The 16,093-nt window shown below is 70.6% G+C and carries 18 protein-coding genes; 14 read left to right on the plus strand and 4 right to left on the minus strand.

The window, feature by feature from the left end; translation table 11 throughout:
* Positions 1-8: 8 nt before the first annotated feature.
* From CCN51_RS11360 to CCN51_RS54875, 12 genes are all read left to right on the plus strand, one after another.
* Complete coding sequence (locus CCN51_RS11360) at positions 9-1,250, plus strand: acyl-CoA dehydrogenase family protein (RefSeq protein ID WP_043488365.1); 1,242 nt, start codon at positions 9-11, stop codon at positions 1,248-1,250.
* Entirely contained in the window at positions 1,247-2,023 is a 777-nt protein-coding gene (locus CCN51_RS11365; RefSeq protein ID WP_014182406.1) for an SDR family oxidoreductase, read from the plus strand. Before CCN51_RS11360 ends, CCN51_RS11365 begins: the two co-directional genes overlap by 4 nt.
* Positions 2,020-2,799: an SDR family NAD(P)-dependent oxidoreductase gene (locus CCN51_RS11370; RefSeq protein ID WP_014182405.1), complete on the plus strand. Its 780-nt coding sequence runs from the start codon at positions 2,020-2,022 to the stop codon at positions 2,797-2,799. The genes CCN51_RS11365 and CCN51_RS11370 overlap by 4 nt, the downstream gene beginning before the upstream one ends.
* Positions 2,796-3,590 carry an enoyl-CoA hydratase/isomerase family protein gene (locus tag CCN51_RS11375; protein WP_043492842.1) on the plus strand — a complete coding sequence of 265 codons (795 nt, stop codon included), beginning with the start codon at positions 2,796-2,798 and terminating at the stop codon, positions 3,588-3,590. Before CCN51_RS11370 ends, CCN51_RS11375 begins: the two co-directional genes overlap by 4 nt.
* A gap of 28 nt (positions 3,591-3,618) precedes the next feature.
* Positions 3,619-4,767, plus strand: a complete 1,149-nt coding sequence (locus CCN51_RS11380) for an acetyl-CoA C-acetyltransferase (protein WP_014182403.1) — start codon at positions 3,619-3,621, stop codon at positions 4,765-4,767.
* 91 nt (positions 4,768-4,858) lie between these two features.
* Positions 4,859-5,482 carry a TetR/AcrR family transcriptional regulator gene (locus tag CCN51_RS11385; RefSeq protein WP_014182402.1) on the plus strand — a complete coding sequence of 208 codons (624 nt, stop codon included), beginning with the start codon at positions 4,859-4,861 and terminating at the stop codon, positions 5,480-5,482.
* Positions 5,483-5,708: 226 nt separating this feature from the next.
* Positions 5,709-6,083: a nuclear transport factor 2 family protein gene (locus CCN51_RS11390; protein WP_014182401.1), complete on the plus strand. Its 375-nt coding sequence runs from the start codon at positions 5,709-5,711 to the stop codon at positions 6,081-6,083.
* Positions 6,080-6,457 (plus strand): hypothetical protein, encoded by a 378-nt coding sequence (locus tag CCN51_RS11395; protein ID WP_014182400.1) that lies wholly within the window; start codon positions 6,080-6,082, stop codon positions 6,455-6,457. Before CCN51_RS11390 ends, CCN51_RS11395 begins: the two co-directional genes overlap by 4 nt.
* Before the next feature lie 57 nt (positions 6,458-6,514).
* The gene (locus CCN51_RS11400) at positions 6,515-6,835 is read left to right on the plus strand and encodes an EthD family reductase (protein WP_014182399.1); all 321 of its coding nucleotides are present in this window, start codon (positions 6,515-6,517) and stop codon (positions 6,833-6,835) included.
* 74 nt (positions 6,836-6,909) lie between these two features.
* Complete coding sequence (locus tag CCN51_RS11405) at positions 6,910-8,427, plus strand: class I adenylate-forming enzyme family protein (RefSeq protein WP_043488363.1); 1,518 nt, start codon at positions 6,910-6,912, stop codon at positions 8,425-8,427.
* A gap of 79 nt (positions 8,428-8,506) precedes the next feature.
* Positions 8,507-9,547, plus strand: a complete 1,041-nt coding sequence (locus CCN51_RS11410; RefSeq protein ID WP_014182397.1) for an MBL fold metallo-hydrolase — start codon at positions 8,507-8,509, stop codon at positions 9,545-9,547.
* 172 nt (positions 9,548-9,719) lie between these two features.
* Positions 9,720-10,034 carry a hypothetical protein gene (locus tag CCN51_RS54875; protein WP_014182396.1) on the plus strand — a complete coding sequence of 105 codons (315 nt, stop codon included), beginning with the start codon at positions 9,720-9,722 and terminating at the stop codon, positions 10,032-10,034.
* Positions 10,035-10,314: 280 nt separating this feature from the next.
* On the opposite strand, the gene CCN51_RS11425 is transcribed toward CCN51_RS54875, so the two are convergent.
* Positions 10,315-11,409, minus strand: a complete 1,095-nt coding sequence (locus tag CCN51_RS11425; RefSeq protein WP_014182395.1) for a hypothetical protein — start codon at positions 11,407-11,409, stop codon at positions 10,315-10,317.
* Between the two features lie 234 nt (positions 11,410-11,643).
* Between CCN51_RS11425 and CCN51_RS11430 the strand changes: the two genes are divergently transcribed.
* Together CCN51_RS11430 and istB are read left to right on the plus strand one after the other, a co-directional pair.
* Positions 11,644-11,823 (plus strand): hypothetical protein, encoded by a 180-nt coding sequence (locus CCN51_RS11430; RefSeq protein WP_014182394.1) that lies wholly within the window; start codon positions 11,644-11,646, stop codon positions 11,821-11,823.
* Positions 11,823-12,929 (plus strand): IS21-like element helper ATPase IstB, encoded by a 1,107-nt coding sequence (gene istB / locus CCN51_RS59185; RefSeq protein WP_014182393.1) that lies wholly within the window; start codon positions 11,823-11,825, stop codon positions 12,927-12,929. Before CCN51_RS11430 ends, istB begins: the two co-directional genes overlap by 1 nt.
* Positions 12,930-12,946: 17 nt before the next feature.
* Here the strand turns inward: istB and CCN51_RS11440 are convergent, their stop codons facing one another.
* Genes CCN51_RS11440 through CCN51_RS11450 form a run of 3 tightly spaced genes read right to left on the minus strand, consistent with a single transcriptional unit; the run spans position 12,947 to position 15,978 of the window.
* Positions 12,947-14,587 carry a site-specific integrase gene (locus CCN51_RS11440; RefSeq protein ID WP_043488361.1) on the minus strand — a complete coding sequence of 547 codons (1,641 nt, stop codon included), beginning with the start codon at positions 14,585-14,587 and terminating at the stop codon, positions 12,947-12,949.
* 15 nt (positions 14,588-14,602) lie between these two features.
* A complete protein-coding gene (locus CCN51_RS11445) occupies positions 14,603-14,917 on the minus strand; it encodes a helix-turn-helix domain-containing protein (RefSeq protein WP_014182391.1) in 315 nt (104 codons plus the stop codon).
* On the minus strand, positions 14,914-15,978 hold the full coding sequence (locus CCN51_RS11450) for a tyrosine-type recombinase/integrase (protein WP_014182390.1): 1,065 nt from the start codon (positions 15,976-15,978) through the stop codon (positions 14,914-14,916). The genes CCN51_RS11445 and CCN51_RS11450 overlap by 4 nt, the downstream gene beginning before the upstream one ends.
* Between the last annotated feature and the right edge of the window lie 115 nt (positions 15,979-16,093).

Here is a 16,093-nt window from a genome sequence, read left to right on the forward strand (position 1 = left end):
GAGCAATCGTGGATTTCGGATTCTCGCCCCGGGCGAGTGAACTCCTAGGCCGCATGCGGTCGTTCATGGACAGCTATGTCTTTCCCGCGGAAGGGGTCTACGACCGGCAGCTCACCGAGGCGCATGACCCGCATGCCCTGCCGCCGGTGATGGCCGAGCTGAAGGAGAAGGCCCGCGCCGAGGGCCTGTGGAACCTCTTCATGGCGCACGGCGACTGGGGCGCGGGGCTCAGCAACCTGGAGTACGCGCCGCTCGCCGAGCTGGCGGGCCGCTCCGTCATCGGCCCCGAGGTGTTCAACTGCTCGGCGCCCGACACCGGCAACATGGAGCTGCTGGCGCTGTACGGTACGCCCGAGCAGCAGGAGCGCTGGCTGCGTCCCCTGCTCGAGGCGGAGATCCGCTCGTGCTTCGCCATGACCGAGCCGGAGGTCGCCAGCTCCGACGCCCGCAACATCCGCACCCGCATCACCCGCGACGGCGACGTCTACGTCGTCAACGGCCGCAAGTGGTACACCTCCGGGATCCTCGACCCCGACTGCAAGCTGATCATCCTGATGGGCAAGACCGACCCCAAGGCGCCCACCTACCGGCAGCAGAGCATGCTGCTCATCCCCCGGGACACCCCGGGCGTCACGGTTCTGCGCGACCTGCCGATGTTCGGCTACACCGACCGGCTCGGACACGGCGACGTGCTCTTCGAGGACGTCCGCGTGCCGGTGGAGAACATCCTCGGCGGTGAGGGCGAGGGCTTCGCGCTCGCCCAGGGACGGCTGGGTCCGGGGCGGATGCACTACGCGATGCGCGCCGTGGGCTTCGCCGAGCGCGCCCTGCGGCTGATGTGCGAGCGCGTCACCGAACGCGTCGCCTTCGGCGCGCCCCTCGCCGACCGGGGGGTGGTCCGGGAGTGGATCGCCCGTAGCCGCATCGAGATCGAGCAGGTGCGTCTCCTCGTCCTCAAGTCGGCCTGGCTGATGGACACCGTCGGCAACGCCGCCGCCCGCATGGAGGTCGCCGCGATCAAGGTCGCGGCGCTGGAGGTCGCGCACAAGGTGGTCGACCGCGCGGTGCAGGCGCACGGCGCGGCGGGGGTCAGCGACGACACCGTACTGGCCCGGCTGTACGCCATCACACGGGCGCTGCAAATCGCCGACGGCCCCGACGAAGTGCATCTGCGGACGGTGGCCCGCCAGGAACTCGCGAGGTACGAGAAGACCGGCACGAAGACCGACACGAAGGCGGGGGCAGTGTGAGCGCCAACAGCCTCGACGGCAAGGTCGCCGTCATCACCGGCGGATCCCGCGGCATCGGCCTGGGCATCGCCACCGCCTACCGGGCGGCCGGCGCGCATGTGGTGCTCGCGGCCCGTAAGCCGGCCGGACTCGCCGAGGCGTGCGAGGAGTTGCTGCGCGTCAAGGGCGACGGCGACGTTCACACGGTGGTGGCGAACGCTGGTGAACCGGAGCAGGCCGAGGCCTGCGTCGACGAGACCATGTCCCGCTTCGGCCGGGTCGACGTGCTCGTCAACAACGCGGCGACCAACCCGTACCACGGCGATCTGCTCGACCTGGACCTGCCGCGCGCGGAGAAGACCGTCCGCGTCAACCAGTACGGCATGATCTCCTGGACCCGGTACGCCTGGCGGGCCTGGATGGCCGAGCACGGGGGAGCGGTGGTCAACATCGCCTCCGTCGGCGGGCTCATCGTCGATCCGCATATCGGCTACTACAACGCCACCAAGGCCGCCATGCTGCACATGACCCGGCAGCTCGCCTACGAACTCGGGCCACGCGCCCGCGTCAACGCCATCGCCCCCGGACTGATCAAGACCGAACTGGCGCGGGCGGTGTGGGAGGTCCGCGAGCCGATCCTCACCGCCAAGCTGCCGTTGCGGCGCCTCGGCACGGTGGAGGACGTGGCACAGGCGGCGCTGTTCCTGGCCTCCGACGCCTCCTCATGGATGACCGGCCAGACCCTGGTGCTCGACGGCGGTGCGACCGCTCTGCCGATCGGGGTGGATGGATGACCGCGCCACGACCCGCCGCGGAGCTGTTCTCGCTCCAGGGCAGGACGGCCCTGGTCACCGGCGCCTCCGCCGGGCTCGGCGCACGCTTCGCCGCCGTCCTCGCGCGGGCCGGCGCCACCGTGTTCGCCGCCGCCCGGCGTGTCGACCGGCTGAAGGAACTCGCCGACGGAGGCGAGCGCATCCACCCCGTCGCCTGCGACGTCTCGCTTTCCGCCGACCGTACGCGGCTGGCCCGGACCGCGCGGGCCGCCACCGGCCGCATCGACATCCTGGTCAACAACGCGGCCACCTCCGGCGAGACCCGCGCCGAAGACGAATCCCCGGGCGCCTTCGCGGATGTCCTCGGCGTCAACCTCACCGCGCCCTTCCACCTGGCACGTCTCGTGGCGGAGGCACCCGCCGGGGACCACGCGCCGAGCAGGAGCGTCATCAATGTCTCCTCCATCCTCGGCCTGGTCACCGCCGCCCCGCTCGGCGGCGCGAGCTACGCGGCGTCCAAGGCCGGACTGATCGGGCTGACCCGGGAGCTGGCCGGACAGTGGGGCCCGGAGGGAACCCGGGTCAACGCGCTCGCCCCGGGCTGGTTCCGCACCGAGATGACCGCGGACCTCTTCGGCGACGAGCGCTCCAGCCGCTGGGTCGAGCGCAACACCCTGCTGCGGCGCGGCGGCGGGGAGCATGAACTCGACGGCGCGCTGCTGTTCCTCGCCTCGGACGCCTCCTCGTACTGCACCGGGCAGGTCCTGACCGTCGACGGCGGATGGACCGCGCGATGAGGGTCGGCATCGAGATCGACGACGGCGGCCTGGCCCGCGTCACCCTGCGCCGAGGTGAGGCGGGCAACGCCATCGACCTGGACATGGCGCGCGGACTGCTGGACGCGGCACGGACCTGCGCCGCCGAGGCCGTACGGGCCGTGCTGCTGACCGGGGAGGGGAAGTCCTTCTGCGTCGGCGGCGACCTCAGGGAGTTCTCCCGGCTCTCCGGCGAGGCACTGCACCAGCACCTCACCACGGTGACCGCCGCGCTCCACGACGCCCTGCGTACGTTCGCCGCGAGCGACGCGCCCGTGGTGGCCGCCGTGCAGGGAGCCATCGCGGGTGCGGGCATCGGCCTGGCCGCGTCCGCCGATGTGACGCTCGCCGCCGCCGACGCCTCGTTCACCGCCGCCTACACCGGCATCGGTTACTCACCGGACGCCGGGGTCAGCTGGTTTCTGCCCCGTCTCATCGGCCCCAAGCGAGCACTGGACCTGCTGCTGACCAACCGCCGCATCCCGGCGGCGGAGGCCGCGGACATCGGACTGGTGAGCCGGGTCGTCGCCGCCGACCGGCTGGCCGCCGAGGCCGCGCGCACGGCCGAGGCCCTGCGGCGCGGACCCACTGCCGCCTTCGGTGCCACCCGCCGGCTCGTCGCCGCCGGGCTGACCGCGGACCTCGGTCCGCACCTGGACCGCGAGGCCCGTGCGATCGCCGCCGCGGCCGCCTCCGACGCGGGCCGTGAGGGTGTCGCCGCCTTCCTGGGCAAGCGGACGCCCGACTTCACGCGCGTCGCGCTCAAGCCCTGAACTCCTTCCCGAAACCCATGGAGCCACCATGTCCGAAGCGTTCATCGTCGGAGCCGTCCGTACCCCCGTCGGCCGCCGCAAGGGCGCGCTCAGCGGCGTGCACCCCGCCGACCTCGGCGCCCATGTGCTGCGCGCCCTGCTGGAGCGCACCGGCGCCGACCCGGGCGCCGTGGACGATGTGTACTTCGGGTGCGTCAGCCAGATCGGCGCGCAGACCGGCAACATCGCACGCACCGCCTGGCTGTCGGCGGGCCTGCCGCAGCACGTCCCCGGCACCACCATCGACCGCCAGTGCGGTTCCTCCCAGCAGGCCGTGCACTTCGCCGCCCAGGCGGTCGGCTCCGGAACCGCCGACCTGGTGGTCGCCGGCGGGGTGGAGACGATGAGCCTGGTGCCCATCGCCGCCCCCATGACCGTCGGCGAACAGGCCGGCATGGGCAGCCCGTACGCGGGGAGCGGCTGGCGCGAACGCTACGGGGACCAGGAGGTCTCGCAGTTCCGTGGAGCCGAACTGATCGCCGAGAAATGGGGCATCTCCCGCGCGGACATGGAGGAGTTCGCGCTCACCAGCCACCAGCGGGCCCTAGCCGCCCAGGCCGACGGCGCCTTCGACGACGAGATCACCCCGGCCTTCGGGCTCACCGCCGACGAGGGCCCGCGCGCCGACACCACCCTGGAGAAGATGGCCGGCCTGAAGACCCTCACCGAGGACGGCCGGCTGACCGCCGCCGTCTCCAGCCAGATCTCCGACGGCGCCGCCGCCCTGTTGATCGCCTCCGAGGAGGCGGTGCGTCGGCACGGTCTGACCCCGCTGGCGCGCGTGCACACCATGGCCGTCGTCGGCTCCGACCCGATCCACATGCTGACCGGTCCGATCCCCGCCACCGAGAGGGTCCTGGAGAAGGCCGGGCTGTCGATCGACGACATCGACCTGATCGAGATCAACGAGGCCTTCGCCTCGGTCGTCCTGGCCTGGCAGAAGGAGATCGGCGCTCCCCTGGACCGCGTCAACGCCTTCGGCGGCGCCATCGCGCTCGGGCATCCGCTCGGCGCCACCGGGGCCCGGCTCATGACCACGCTCGTCCACCAACTGCGCAGCACCGGCGGACGCCATGGCCTGCAGACGATGTGCGAGGGCGGCGGCATGGCGAACGCGATCGTCTTGGAGCGCCTTTGACCCGAGCCACCCCCGAGCCGATTGGCAACCGAGTTCAGCTTGGGTCTACTCTCGGGTATCGACGAGGCGGGCGGCGGCCAGGAGACAGGACATGGCGACGAGGATCGTTGAACCGGAAGCGGGACCGAGGTCCAAGCGTGCCGCCATCCTGGCGGCCGCCGTCGACTGCTTCGGCGAGACGGGCTTCGAGGCCACCAAGTGGTCCATCGTGGCGGAGCGGGTCGGCATCGGACAGACGGCGCTGTATCACTACTTCGAGTCCAAGACCCACTGCCTGCTCACCATCATGCGGCTGGAGCTCAAGCGGTCCCACGACAAGTTCACGGAGACGACCGCGGACGTCACGGACCCGGTCGAGGCACTCCGGGCGGCCGTACGCGCGGCGTATGACGTCTCCGACCACGAGGTCCTGCAGATGCGCATCCTGCACAACCACATGGACCTGCTCGCCGGCCCGCGCAAGTCCAAGCGGGAGGAGGCCGAGCGCGTCGAGGCCCGCCGGCTGGTCCAGCTCGTCGAGCGGGACTGGACGAACCTGCTGGTGCGGGGCATGTCCATGGGCGTGTTCCCGCTTCGGGACGCACAACTGCTGGGCGCGGGCGTGCTCGGTCTGATCGTCAGCGTCTGGCGGTGGTACCGGCCGTCGGGGCCGACGCCGCTGTCGGAGATCAGCGAGCTGATCGAGGGTGCCTGTGTGCGGATGGTCGCCACGTGACGCCGTGAGCCCTGATCCCTGAGCCACTCTGCCGTTTCCAGCCCCCGGACCTCCGCCGGGGGCTTTGTGCTGCCCGGGTTCGAGGCACCGCCGATGGCATGGACGGTTGCGGTGCACGGACTCTTGTCAGCCGTGTTTCTCCGGGATTACCATCCAAACTGAATTGAACTTGACTCAGGTTGATCTGAGGTCCTGGCGAAAGGCCGCCAACTGAAAGGGCGCACTCATGGCGTTGCGCGCATATATGGCCGGTATGGACAGCCGGTATCCGGAACGGACGCTGGACCTGCTCGAACCCGACTTCCGGTTCCTCATCGCCCTGCCGGGCCGTGAGGTCACCGGCAAGTCCAGGGAGGACTTCGCCGCGTACATCGCCGGCCGCAATCCCGTGGACCGGGCGCACGAGATCCTGCGCCACAGCCGGGACGGCGACGTCGAGACCGTGTACGGAGTGGTGACGGAGGGCGGGCGGTACACCGGCTCCTTCCTCTCGGCCGCGGTGATCTCGCCCGGCGGGCTCCTGGCGCGCTACCAGTCCTTCTTCACCACGTCGTTCGAGCTGGTCGACTGGGCCCGGCCGGATGACAGGAGCCGGGTATGACGGGCACCCCGACCGCGGCCCCCTTCCTCACCGCGTGGTTCGAGATCCTCGACGGCGATGAGCCGTCCCGGATCCTCGACCTGATCAGCGACGACTTCTCGCTGTCCATCCTGTTCTCCACCGGCGACGGCAACGCCACCGACTTCGCCGGGGACCGCGCCGCCCTGGTGGGCTACCTCGAACAGCGCGAAAGGGGCACCCGCACCCACCATCTGCTGTCGGCGACCACGCTCGGCCAGGACGAGCTCTTCCTGGGCGAGGTACGGCGCGCCGGTGTCCCCGAGGCCAGCTTCGTCGCCGCCGGGCGGGTGAACGGCGAAGGACGGCTGCAGCGCCTGCTGATCGGGCGCTCGTCCGAGATCCGCTTCACCTGACCGAAGGTCCGTCCGACCGATCGCCCACATTCCATCGACCCCGTGCGGAGCACTGTCATGTACAACCTTGTCCTGCTGGCGGCCCGGCCCCCGGAGTGGACGCACGAGCGGTTCATCGCGTGGTGGCGCGGCGACCACGCGGAGCTGACCTGCCGCCTGCCTGGGCTGCGTGCCTGGCGGCACACCGAGATCGATGCCGCTCTGGAGCCGCGCTCCGAAGGCTGGGACGGGATCTCCGTGCTCGGCTTCGACTCCCCTGAGGACCTGAAGAAGGCCCTCGCGAGCCCCGAGTGGGCCGATGCCGTCGCCCAGGTCGGCGACATGAAGGGCCGCCGCGTCGCGGTCATGGGGCACGAGGCGGAGATGTTCACCGCCTGAGAACTGAGACCCCGGCACGGTAAGCACCGCAGCGTTCAGTACACGGAGTTCGGCACAGCGCAGCGAGGGGCAGGATGCGACAGGTAGTGCGGGAGTTCCAGCAGAGGGCGGACGAAGCCGACTTCGTCGCCGTGATCGACGACTTCGGCAGCCATACGGCCCGGCAGCTGCTCGACGAGGCCACGCGGCTGGCCGGAGCGCTCTCCGCCGGCACGGCCGACGGAGCGGTCGGCACCGTTCTGGTCCAGGCGGACAACTCATGGCGTACCGTGGCCGCCACCCTTGCCGTGGGCCTGGCAGGCGGGGACGGCGGCGTCATCGCGCTGATCAACCGGCACACCACAGCTGCCGAGTTCACCGCCGCCTGGGAGGACATCCGCCCGGACGCCGTCGTCGCCGAGGCCTCGGCGATGGACGAGTGGGCGGTGCGGACACGGCTGCCCGGCCCGGCGCGGACGGTGCTCGACGGCTGGACGTGCCTGTCCACACCCCACAGGCGTGAGGTGTCGCGGTGGTCGGGTGGCGTCCTGATCGGCCTGACCTCCGGGTCGACCGGGCGGGCCAAAGGCGTCGTACAGTCCGAGCGGGCCCTGCGCTATGCCGCCACGAGCACCATCACCGTCAACGGCCTGTCGCCGGGCGACGCCGTTGCCGCGATCGTGCCCCTGTCGTCGACGGCGGCGTACTGCTTCGGGGTCTACCTCTCCCTCCTGCTGCGCGGGCCGCTCGTCATGACAGGGAAGTGGGACAGGGCGGTCGCACTGCGGCGGATGGCCGACACCGGCGTCAGATGGACCATGTGCGTACCGACCATGGCGCTCCAGATGGGCGCGGAGGCGGCCGGCTCCGGCATCCTCCGGGGCGTCCGGTCGATCACCGTCGGCGGCGGGCCCATGGACCGCGGAGCCCTGGCCCGCGCCGAGCGGTCCCTGGGCACGAAGATCCTCCGCGTCTTCGGCATGTCCGAGTGTCTGGGCCACACCTCGCCGAGCCCCGACGACGCCGAGGAAATCCGGCTCGGCAGAGACGGCCGCCCCTTCCCGGGGACGGACCTGCACGCGCTCACCCCCGACGGTCAGGTGGCCGGCACCGGTCTGACCGGCCGGGCACATGTGCGCGGCCCTTCCCTCTTCCTCGGCTATGCCCGTGACGGGAAGGCCGATCCGCCGACGCTGACCGAGGACGGCTATCTGTCCACCGGCGACCTGCTGATGGCCCACGAGGACGGCACCGTCACCATCATGGGCCGCGAGAAGGACATCATCATCCGAGGTGGCCGCAACATCGACATCACCGAGATAGAGCGCGCGGTCGCCGGCCACCCGCGGGTGGCCAGGGTCTGTGTCACGCCGGTCCCCGACGATGTCCTCGGCGAACGCGTGGCGCTGCTCGTCGTCACCGAAGACGGCGGCGGTATCGACCTGGCCGAGGTGACCGGCCACCTGGAGAGCGCCGGTCTGTCCAAGACCAAGTGGCCGGAGTACGTGTACGGCATCGAGGAGCTGCCCCAGACGAAGGTCGGCAAGCTCGACCGGGGCGGGGCCCGGGACCTCGCCGTCAGGCTGCATGCCCGTGGGACCGACCGGCCCTGACGAGTCAGCGCATGCGCGGGCGGTGCCGCCGGGCATGTCACCCGGCGTGATCCAGGCCGGTACACCAACAAGGAGGATCATGACAACGCGGTTCGGCCAAGGCCCGTGGGCGGCTTCCGGAATCCAGACGGTACAGCCCGGGGTGCACCGCGTGCCCCTGCCGCTTCCGGGTGACGGCCTGCACGCCGTCAACGTCTACCTCCTGGAGGACCTGGCCGACGACGGCGGCATCGTCATGATCGACGGCGGCTGGGCGATCCCCGAGGCGCGCAAGGCGCTCGAGGAGGCCCTGGGCGCCATCGACCGTGACCCCCTCGACATCAGCCACATCCTGGTCACCCACATCCACCGCGACCACTACACGCATGCGGTGGAACTGCGCCGGTCGCTGGGCTCGCGCGTCTACCTCGGCGCGGGGGAACGCCCGGGCCTGGAGATGCTCGACCGACTGCGCAGCGACCAGCCCGTCGGCTCACTGCGGACCCTGCGTGCGGCGGGAGCCGGGGAGCTCGCCGACCGTATCGAGGCGATGGACCACGGCGGCTACGACCCAAGGGTGTGGGAGGCCCCCGATCGCTGGCTCGACGCCGGGACCCTCCGCTTCGGCGACCGCGAGCTGCGTGTCGTACCCACTCCCGGACACACCAAGGGCCATGTGGTCTTCCTGGACGAGCAGCGGGGGCTGCTGTTCTCCGGGGATCACGTCCTGCCGCACATCACCCCGTCCATCGGCTTCGAACTGGCCGAGCCCGGTGGCCGTCCGCTCGCCGACTACCTGAACTCGCTGCGGCTGATGACCCGCTACGCCGACGCCCGCCTTCTGCCCGCGCACGGACCGGTGGCCGACAGCGCCCACACCCGGGTCGCCGAGCTGCTTGTGCACCACGACGAACGGCTGGCCAGGAGTCTGGCGGCGCTGGGCGAGGACACGCTCGACGCCCACGAGGTGGCGCACAAGCTCGCATGGACGCGCCGGGCAGTGCCGTTCGGCGAGCTGAGCGCCTTCAACCAGATGCTCGCCGTCAATGAGACGGCCGCGCACCTGGATGTTCTGGTGCTGCGGGGGCGGGCGACGGTGGCGTTCGCCGGCGGTGTGAACCAGTACACGCGCGTACGGTGACCGTACGGGCGCAGCGAAGCGCGGGTGGTGCCGCTGGCACGAACCCTCCCGCTCACTGGAACACGTGGTCAATGCCCTGGGGGCGAACCGGTGTACTGGCGGGGTGCCGCCGTCGAGCCGGGGGTCCGGGTCGGGCGACTGCTCCGGGACGGACCGCTCCAGTGGAGGGAACATGGCTGTTGAAGGCCAGGGCTTCGTATTCGCCAAGATCGTGGTGCGCGACCTCGATGCGCAACTGGCGTTCTACTCCGAGGTGCTCGGCCAGGTGGTGAAGCACCGGGTCTCCGGGTGTGCGGGCGAACACGCCTTCGAGGAGGTCGTCATGGGGTCGACCGACGGTGATGGTCCCGTCGATCACCTGCGGGTGATCCCGCCACCTGCCACAACGCCTGCTGCTGACCGGCAGGAACGGCCGCAGCCGTTCCCACTCGGCGTCCGTCAGATCACTCCGCCCCATGTCCACATCAACAACCCGAAGGCGCAGTAGTCACATGATCGGCCGGACAAGTCCTAGTTGGCCAGTGAGCATTGCACTCGGCCGTTGAGCGCGGAACTGTCCAGCGCAACTGGTGCTGCGTACCGGACGTGGCTGACTCGGCACGCTCGATGTCGCGATTGGCGTCGTCTACTGGCTGGCGCTCGTGCACGTCGCCGCCCGGCTGCGCGCGGTGCTCGGCCGACCGGCCTGGCGCCGGCGCTGGGAGCGGATCGGCGGCTGGATGTTCATCGCCCTCGGGGTTGGGGTGGCCGCCACCGAGTGCCGCCCGCTAGGACCGTGTCGCCCTCCTGCACTCGTCCCCAGAGGACTTGCCCTGCCCGACCGGCGTGCTGCGGTCGTACGGGTCGACCTCCGTGCCGGCCTCGTCCGCCGGGCGGTCCGTGCCGAAGGGCGGGATGAAGTAGCCCGTGGGGGCGCCGCAGCCGCCGTTGGTCATGTCGTACTTGTACGAGACGATCGAGAACGTGCCCGGCTCGGTGATCACCTTGTCGGGGTCGTCCCAGCTCAGGACCAGCTCGCGCCGGACGATCGTGCGCACGATCTCGTCGCCGCCCGCGTCCGCGCGGGTGACCGGGTAGACGAAGGTGACGTCGGCGGTCACCTGGAGCGCGCCGCGCTCGCCCTCCCGGTAGGTGAGCCGGCCCCGGGTCTTCACGACGTCGCCGACCAGGTGGGTGCGGGAGGGCTGGAAGCGGCTGAAGAGGAGGAGGGGGTCGTTCTTCTCGCTCGGGGTTCGGAAAGCGGTTTTCAGAAGGTCTTGGACGTCCTTCTGGTGCGGGTTGATCAGTGCAATCGCCTTCTCGGGGCGCTCGCCCCGCAGCACCCCGCGGTCCAGGCCGGACGCGACGAGGAAGTCTCGGCTGCGGGCGAGGGCCCGCTTGACCTCGGCCGCGCTCATCCAGCCGACCGCCCCGGCCTTCGGCACGGTGATCCCCGCCGCTCCGCTCGCCCAGCTCGCCGCCGGCGAGCCGCGGAACGGCTCCTCCACGGTGGGCTGTTGGGCTGCCTCCGCCGGGGGTGCCTGGGTCGGGCGGGCGGTCTCGGCCGCCTGCGGCGGGGAGTCAGTGGTGCCGGCGAACAGGTCCACTATCGGCCCCGGCGCGAGCGCCACCACCAGCAGCACCAGCGAGGCCAGCAGCCCGACCACGTACCAGCCCGTGCGCCGCTTGGGCCGCGCGGGCGTGTAGCTGCGCCAGCCCTCCGGGTCGCGGCCGGGCTCCGCGCGCAGCCGCTTTGCCACGTCGCGGGCCCGCGCCGACGGCTCCTTGGGCGCGTCGGCGGCACCCGCCACCGACTCGCGCAGAAACCGCTCCCACTCCTCGTCGGACCTGGACGAGCCGTCCGGCTCCGTACCCGCGCCCATCCCCAACCCCCTGGCAGTCAGTAGACCGCGGCCCATTCCCCTGGGACGCGTCCGCATAATGACACAGAGCGCTGACAGCGAGGCCGGCTGGGTGGACGGTGTGGGCGCGCCACCCTTTCTCAACTGGCCAACTGAAGCACTCAGTCACAGCATTCCAGCTGCCGGGGGCGAGGAATTTCGCATCCTACGAGGGTCGGGCCCTGCTGCCCTGGCTCAGGGAGGATTTTGAGCCCGGTGAGCCTGTCCATCACCGACCCCACCCATGCGGCCGCGGCGGCAGCCGGCCGGGCGGCAGCCCGACAGCGGCCGGTGCCCGCGGACCAGCTGGAGGTCGAGCAACGGCCCCTGGAGACCTACGACCGGATCTTCGGCGTCATCGACGGCGGACTGACCACAGGCGAAGGAGTCGCGTGATGTCCCCGACCAGCAGCAACAGCACGAAGTCCGCGAAGAGGGGCCGCGACGTCACCTCCGAACTGATCTATCTCACCAAGGCGCTGAAAGCCCCGGCTCTGCGGGATGCTGCCGGCCGGCTGGCCGAACGGGCCCGGTCGGAGGAATGGAGCCACGAGGAATACCTCGCCGCGTGTCTGCAGCGGGAGGTTGCCGCCCGTGACAGTCACGGGGCCGAGGGCCGTATCCGGGCTGCCCGTTTCCCCTCCCGCAAGTCGATCGAGGACTTCGACTTCGACCATCAGCGGTCGATCAAGCGGGAGACGATCGCCCACCTGGGCACCCTCGACTTCGTGGTGGGCAAAGAGAACGTGATCTTCCTGGGGCCGCCGGGGACCGGGAAGACGCACCTGGCCACCGGTCTGGGGATCCGGGCCTGTCAGGCCGGTCACCGGGTCGCGTTCGCCACCGCCGCCCAGTGGGTCACTCGCCTCGCCGAGGCCCACCTGGCAGGCAAGCTCAGCGACGAGCTCACCCGGCTCAGCCGGATCCCGCTGATCGTGGTGGACGAGGTCGGCTACATCCCCTTCGAACCCGAGGCCGCGAACCTGTTCTTCCAGTTCATCTCCGGCCGCTACGAACACGCCTCCGTGATCGTCACGAGCAACAAGCCCTTCGGCAAAGCGCACATGTTCCGGCGAACCCGTGCGAGGCGGTGCCTGAACAGCAAAGGTTCAAGCGGAGGGCGAGACCGTTGTGGCCACCGCATCGGGGATCAACGCGATCAGCTGTTGAGACCAGCAGTCCGACTGCTGGGTGGCGACGTCGGCTCCGCAGGCATCGCAGACGAGGTTGGGGCCGTCCAGGCCATCGAGGCCGCAGCATCCGTTGAGGCGCCCACGGTCAGGGTGTCTGGTCACTCCCGAGACGTCGTCGGGATTGAGGATGAACACGCCAGTGTGAGGGCTGATCGCATACGACCCATGCGGCATCAGCGGTGGCAGGAACCTGTGTCCCGGGGCTTCCTCTGTCACCGGCGGCGGCATCGGTACTTCCCGGAGGTGGGGGCTGATTCGTTGCTGACAGGCGATGCAGGAGAAGACGGCCATGGCCGCAATTCTGCGTGATTCCCTGATGCTGTCTCCTATCTTTTCCGGCTCGGCTCCGAGGCCGGGAGACGTCCCTCGTCGACGCGGTCGGCGAGGTAGATCAGAGTGGCCTGCGGGTCCATGCCGAAGGCGGCGGCGACGAGCTTGGGGTCCAGGGTGTTGACCAGGCCGAGGAGGCGGGTGCTGCGGATAGTCCGTGGCGGGTGTCCGCAGTCGTCAAGGACGTGGGAGAGATAGGCAGTTGAGGCTGGGTTCCGCCCGGCCTTGGTCCCTTTGGTGACCATCACGTGGGGGTTGGTCGTTGGCCAGGCCTCGCGGTGGGCTAGGCAGCGTTGCAGGACCGTCCAGGAGGCGGGATCCAGCGGGACGGGATGGGGCCGCTTGCCGAGCCGGACCGTCTGGGCCGCCGCGTCGATGTCGGCGATCTGCAACTGCCGCACCTCCGTGCTGGAGGCGCCGTGCAGCAGAGCGAGCATGCCGAGCAGAGCCTCGTGCGGATGGACGCGTTTGTCGGTCGTCCAGCGGCGGAAGAGCTCGCGCTGCTGGTCGAGGGTGAGAGTGCGGCCGCGGAAGCCGTTCGGCTCCTTCACGATCAGAGTGCGGGTCGGGTCGACCAGCACGAGGTGATTGGAACGGGCGAAGCGGAAGAACTGCCGGAGTACCACGAGCCGGCGTTTGCGGGCCTTGGGCACGGTGGCGAGGAAGGTTTCGACGTCGTGCACGTCGGCCAGGGCCCAGTCGTCCTTGCCGCGCTGCTCGACGAGGAAGCAGGCCAGGTCGCGCAGGATGCTCAGGGCGGTTTCCAGGGTGTGGTCGCTGCGGGGGCGAGTGCCGGCCCGGCGGGCCCGGTCCTGGGCCCGCATCCGGGAGGCGTCGAACGCCGTGACGGCCAGCCGCAGGGGCACGGGAACGGCGTCGATGCGGCGCTGGCGCCGCCCGGCGGCGAGCCGTTCGGCCTGGTCGGTGGGCAGGGCCAGGCCGCGGAGGGTGAAGAAGTCCTCCAGTGCGCGGGCGAAAGAACCCATCGACCGTCCGGGCCTGCGGGATCGCTCCAGCAGGGCCTGGGGCGAGTTGGAGTGCTCGTCGTTCAGGAGCCGGCCCAGGTCGGTGACGAGGCCGCAGGCCCGGGCGACGCAGAAGCGGGCCGCGACATGCGCGACGTAATCGGCGAGCCACACGGGCGGATCGGCGAGCACTTCGCGGAGGTTGTCGCCGCGGATGAAGGGCCGGCCGGGATGCCTTTGCCAGCAGGCCGAGCACAGACCCAGCCCGGCATGCCGCCGCAGTCGGCCGCACTCGCGGCAGACCTGCGGTGGCTGCTTCGGCGGACCCGGACGCGAGCACGAACCGCACCACCCGGTGTCCTCCCGCACATAGCCAAGCTTGCCGCAGCGCGGGCAGGGCTGTTGGGCGGCGAGCCGCTCGGCCTTGCGGCGGCAGTCTCGGCACAGCCGGTTGACAGCCGCGCGCACCGGATGGCCGCACTGGTCGCACACGCGTGAGCAGGTGATGCACCGGCCGGTGTCCGCCTGGAGCACCCGGTCCTTGCCGCAGGAAGGACAACTCGCCTTCGTGGTCTGCTCTTTCAGCTGACGCCAGCACCGGCAGCAGTACAGGCGGTCGCGATAACCGACCGGCCCGCCGCAGCTGACGCAGTCCCGTTGTCTCTTGCCCACCGCAGTCTCCGCCGGTCACAGGGGCGGCATCGACCGGCCCCGAGCAGAGACGGCCTGCGGGAGATCGGCGATGGGCCGGGGCGGTGCGGCGGGCCGCTCGACGGGGGTGGTGTCGACCTCGATCAGGTCGCTCGGGGTGCACTCCAGCGCGGTGCACAACGCGGCCAGGGTGGTCATTTTCACCTGCGAGGGCTCCTTGGTGAACAGCGCGGACACCGACGCGGAGGACAGTTCAAGGCCGGCCTTCTCAGCCAGTAGTCGGCGCAGCTCGGTGCCGGTCCACACCTCGCGCTGGGCAGCGGCCATCCGCAGCCGCCATCGGATCTTCATGCCGTGGTGTCCTTCTCGGTCAGCTCGGCCAGGGTGCCGGCGACGGCCCGCTGATAGGCGTCCTCGATGAACGTCGCGGAGGGCCGGACATAACGCATGGTCGAGCTGACCGTCCAGTGCCCGAGCATCTGCTGGATGGCCACCAGGTCGACGCCGCGTTCGTAGTTGTGGGTCGCGCATGCCCTCCGCAGGGCATGCGGGCTGAACCGCTCGGCAGTCGGGCGCCCTTCGAGCTCCATCAGATAGCGCAGCCGGTTACGGATCGTTCCACGATGCAGGCTGCCGCCGGACTCGTCGGCGAACAGTACCGGCGAGTCTGGGAACTTGGGCCGCACGTCCTCCAGGAACCACCGCAGCACCAAGTCCAGGCCGTCGAGCATGGGCACCCAGCGCGGCCGCGGCCCAGAGGTGTGGGCTCCCTTACCGAAGCGGACGTGCAGCTTGCCGAACGGGCCGCGGCTGAAGTGCGCGTCCGGCTTCTCCAACAGCGATGCCTCCTCCGACCGAAGCCCGGCGTGATACAGCGTCCGGAACAGCGCATAGTCCCGGGCTGCGGGTCCGTACTTTCTCGCGGTGGCAATCCGCTGCTTCATGAAGTCGAAGAACTCCGTCACCCGCTCCGGTGTCGGCGGCGGCACCAGGGCCGGCGAGTCGTCGCCGACATGCCGGGAGGCGTTGAACTCGTCAACCGGGCAGACCAGCCGGGCACCGAACGCGGCCTCGATCTCGGCTGCCTTGCGGGCCTGCAGGAACCGGTGGAACCCCTTGAAGATCTGGACGTACTCGCGCCGGGTGGAGGTCGCCCGGCCCTTCACCGCCAGGTCACCGACCACGCGGTCGATGTCCTCCGGCGTCACCTCCCACGCGGGCCGACCCAGCGCGGCCAGTGCCCGTTCGAGCAGGCCGATGTCGTTGTCGATGGTCACAGGGCTGAACCCGCGGGCCCGCCACGAGGCGACGAACGCATCGACACACGCGGCCTGGAACTGCCACGGATCCGTCGTCAGCGGCTCCTGCGGGACGACCCCACCCGCGATGACCTGGAGTCTCGCCTCGGCCACCGGCACACCTTCCTCGCACCTGAACGGTCAAGGCAGCACCTTGAAAACCGGGCCGCTGCCACGAGAACCAACGAGGACCGTAGGAACGGGATACGGCCAGGTGGCAGCGGCAACT

It is taken from the genome of Streptomyces milbemycinicus, assembly GCF_002154605.1.
GTDB classification, from domain to species: domain Bacteria; phylum Actinomycetota; class Actinomycetes; order Streptomycetales; family Streptomycetaceae; genus Streptomyces; species Streptomyces milbemycinicus.

Excerpts from the sequence above, each read along its gene's own strand:
- CCN51_RS11370 (WP_014182405.1), top strand. The coding sequence starts at position 2,020 with ATGACCGCGCCACGACCCGCCGCGGAGCTGTTCTCGCTCCAGGGCAGG.
- CCN51_RS11375 (WP_043492842.1), top strand. The coding sequence starts at position 2,796 with ATGAGGGTCGGCATCGAGATCGACGACGGCGGCCTGGCCCGCGTCACC.
- CCN51_RS11380 (WP_014182403.1), top strand. The coding sequence starts at position 3,619 with ATGTCCGAAGCGTTCATCGTCGGAGCCGTCCGTACCCCCGTCGGCCGC.
- CCN51_RS11385 (WP_014182402.1), top strand. The coding sequence starts at position 4,859 with ATGGCGACGAGGATCGTTGAACCGGAAGCGGGACCGAGGTCCAAGCGT.
- CCN51_RS11390 (WP_014182401.1), top strand. The coding sequence starts at position 5,709 with ATGGCGTTGCGCGCATATATGGCCGGTATGGACAGCCGGTATCCGGAA.
- CCN51_RS11395 (WP_014182400.1), top strand. The coding sequence starts at position 6,080 with ATGACGGGCACCCCGACCGCGGCCCCCTTCCTCACCGCGTGGTTCGAG.
- CCN51_RS11400 (WP_014182399.1), top strand. The coding sequence starts at position 6,515 with ATGTACAACCTTGTCCTGCTGGCGGCCCGGCCCCCGGAGTGGACGCAC.
- CCN51_RS11405 (WP_043488363.1), top strand. The coding sequence starts at position 6,910 with ATGCGACAGGTAGTGCGGGAGTTCCAGCAGAGGGCGGACGAAGCCGAC.
- CCN51_RS11410 (WP_014182397.1), top strand. The coding sequence starts at position 8,507 with ATGACAACGCGGTTCGGCCAAGGCCCGTGGGCGGCTTCCGGAATCCAG.
- CCN51_RS54875 (WP_014182396.1), top strand. The coding sequence starts at position 9,720 with ATGGCTGTTGAAGGCCAGGGCTTCGTATTCGCCAAGATCGTGGTGCGC.
- CCN51_RS11425 (WP_014182395.1), bottom strand. The coding sequence starts at position 11,409 with ATGGGCGCGGGTACGGAGCCGGACGGCTCGTCCAGGTCCGACGAGGAG.
- istB (WP_014182393.1), top strand. The coding sequence starts at position 11,823 with ATGTCCCCGACCAGCAGCAACAGCACGAAGTCCGCGAAGAGGGGCCGC.
- CCN51_RS11445 (WP_014182391.1), bottom strand. The coding sequence starts at position 14,917 with ATGAAGATCCGATGGCGGCTGCGGATGGCCGCTGCCCAGCGCGAGGTG.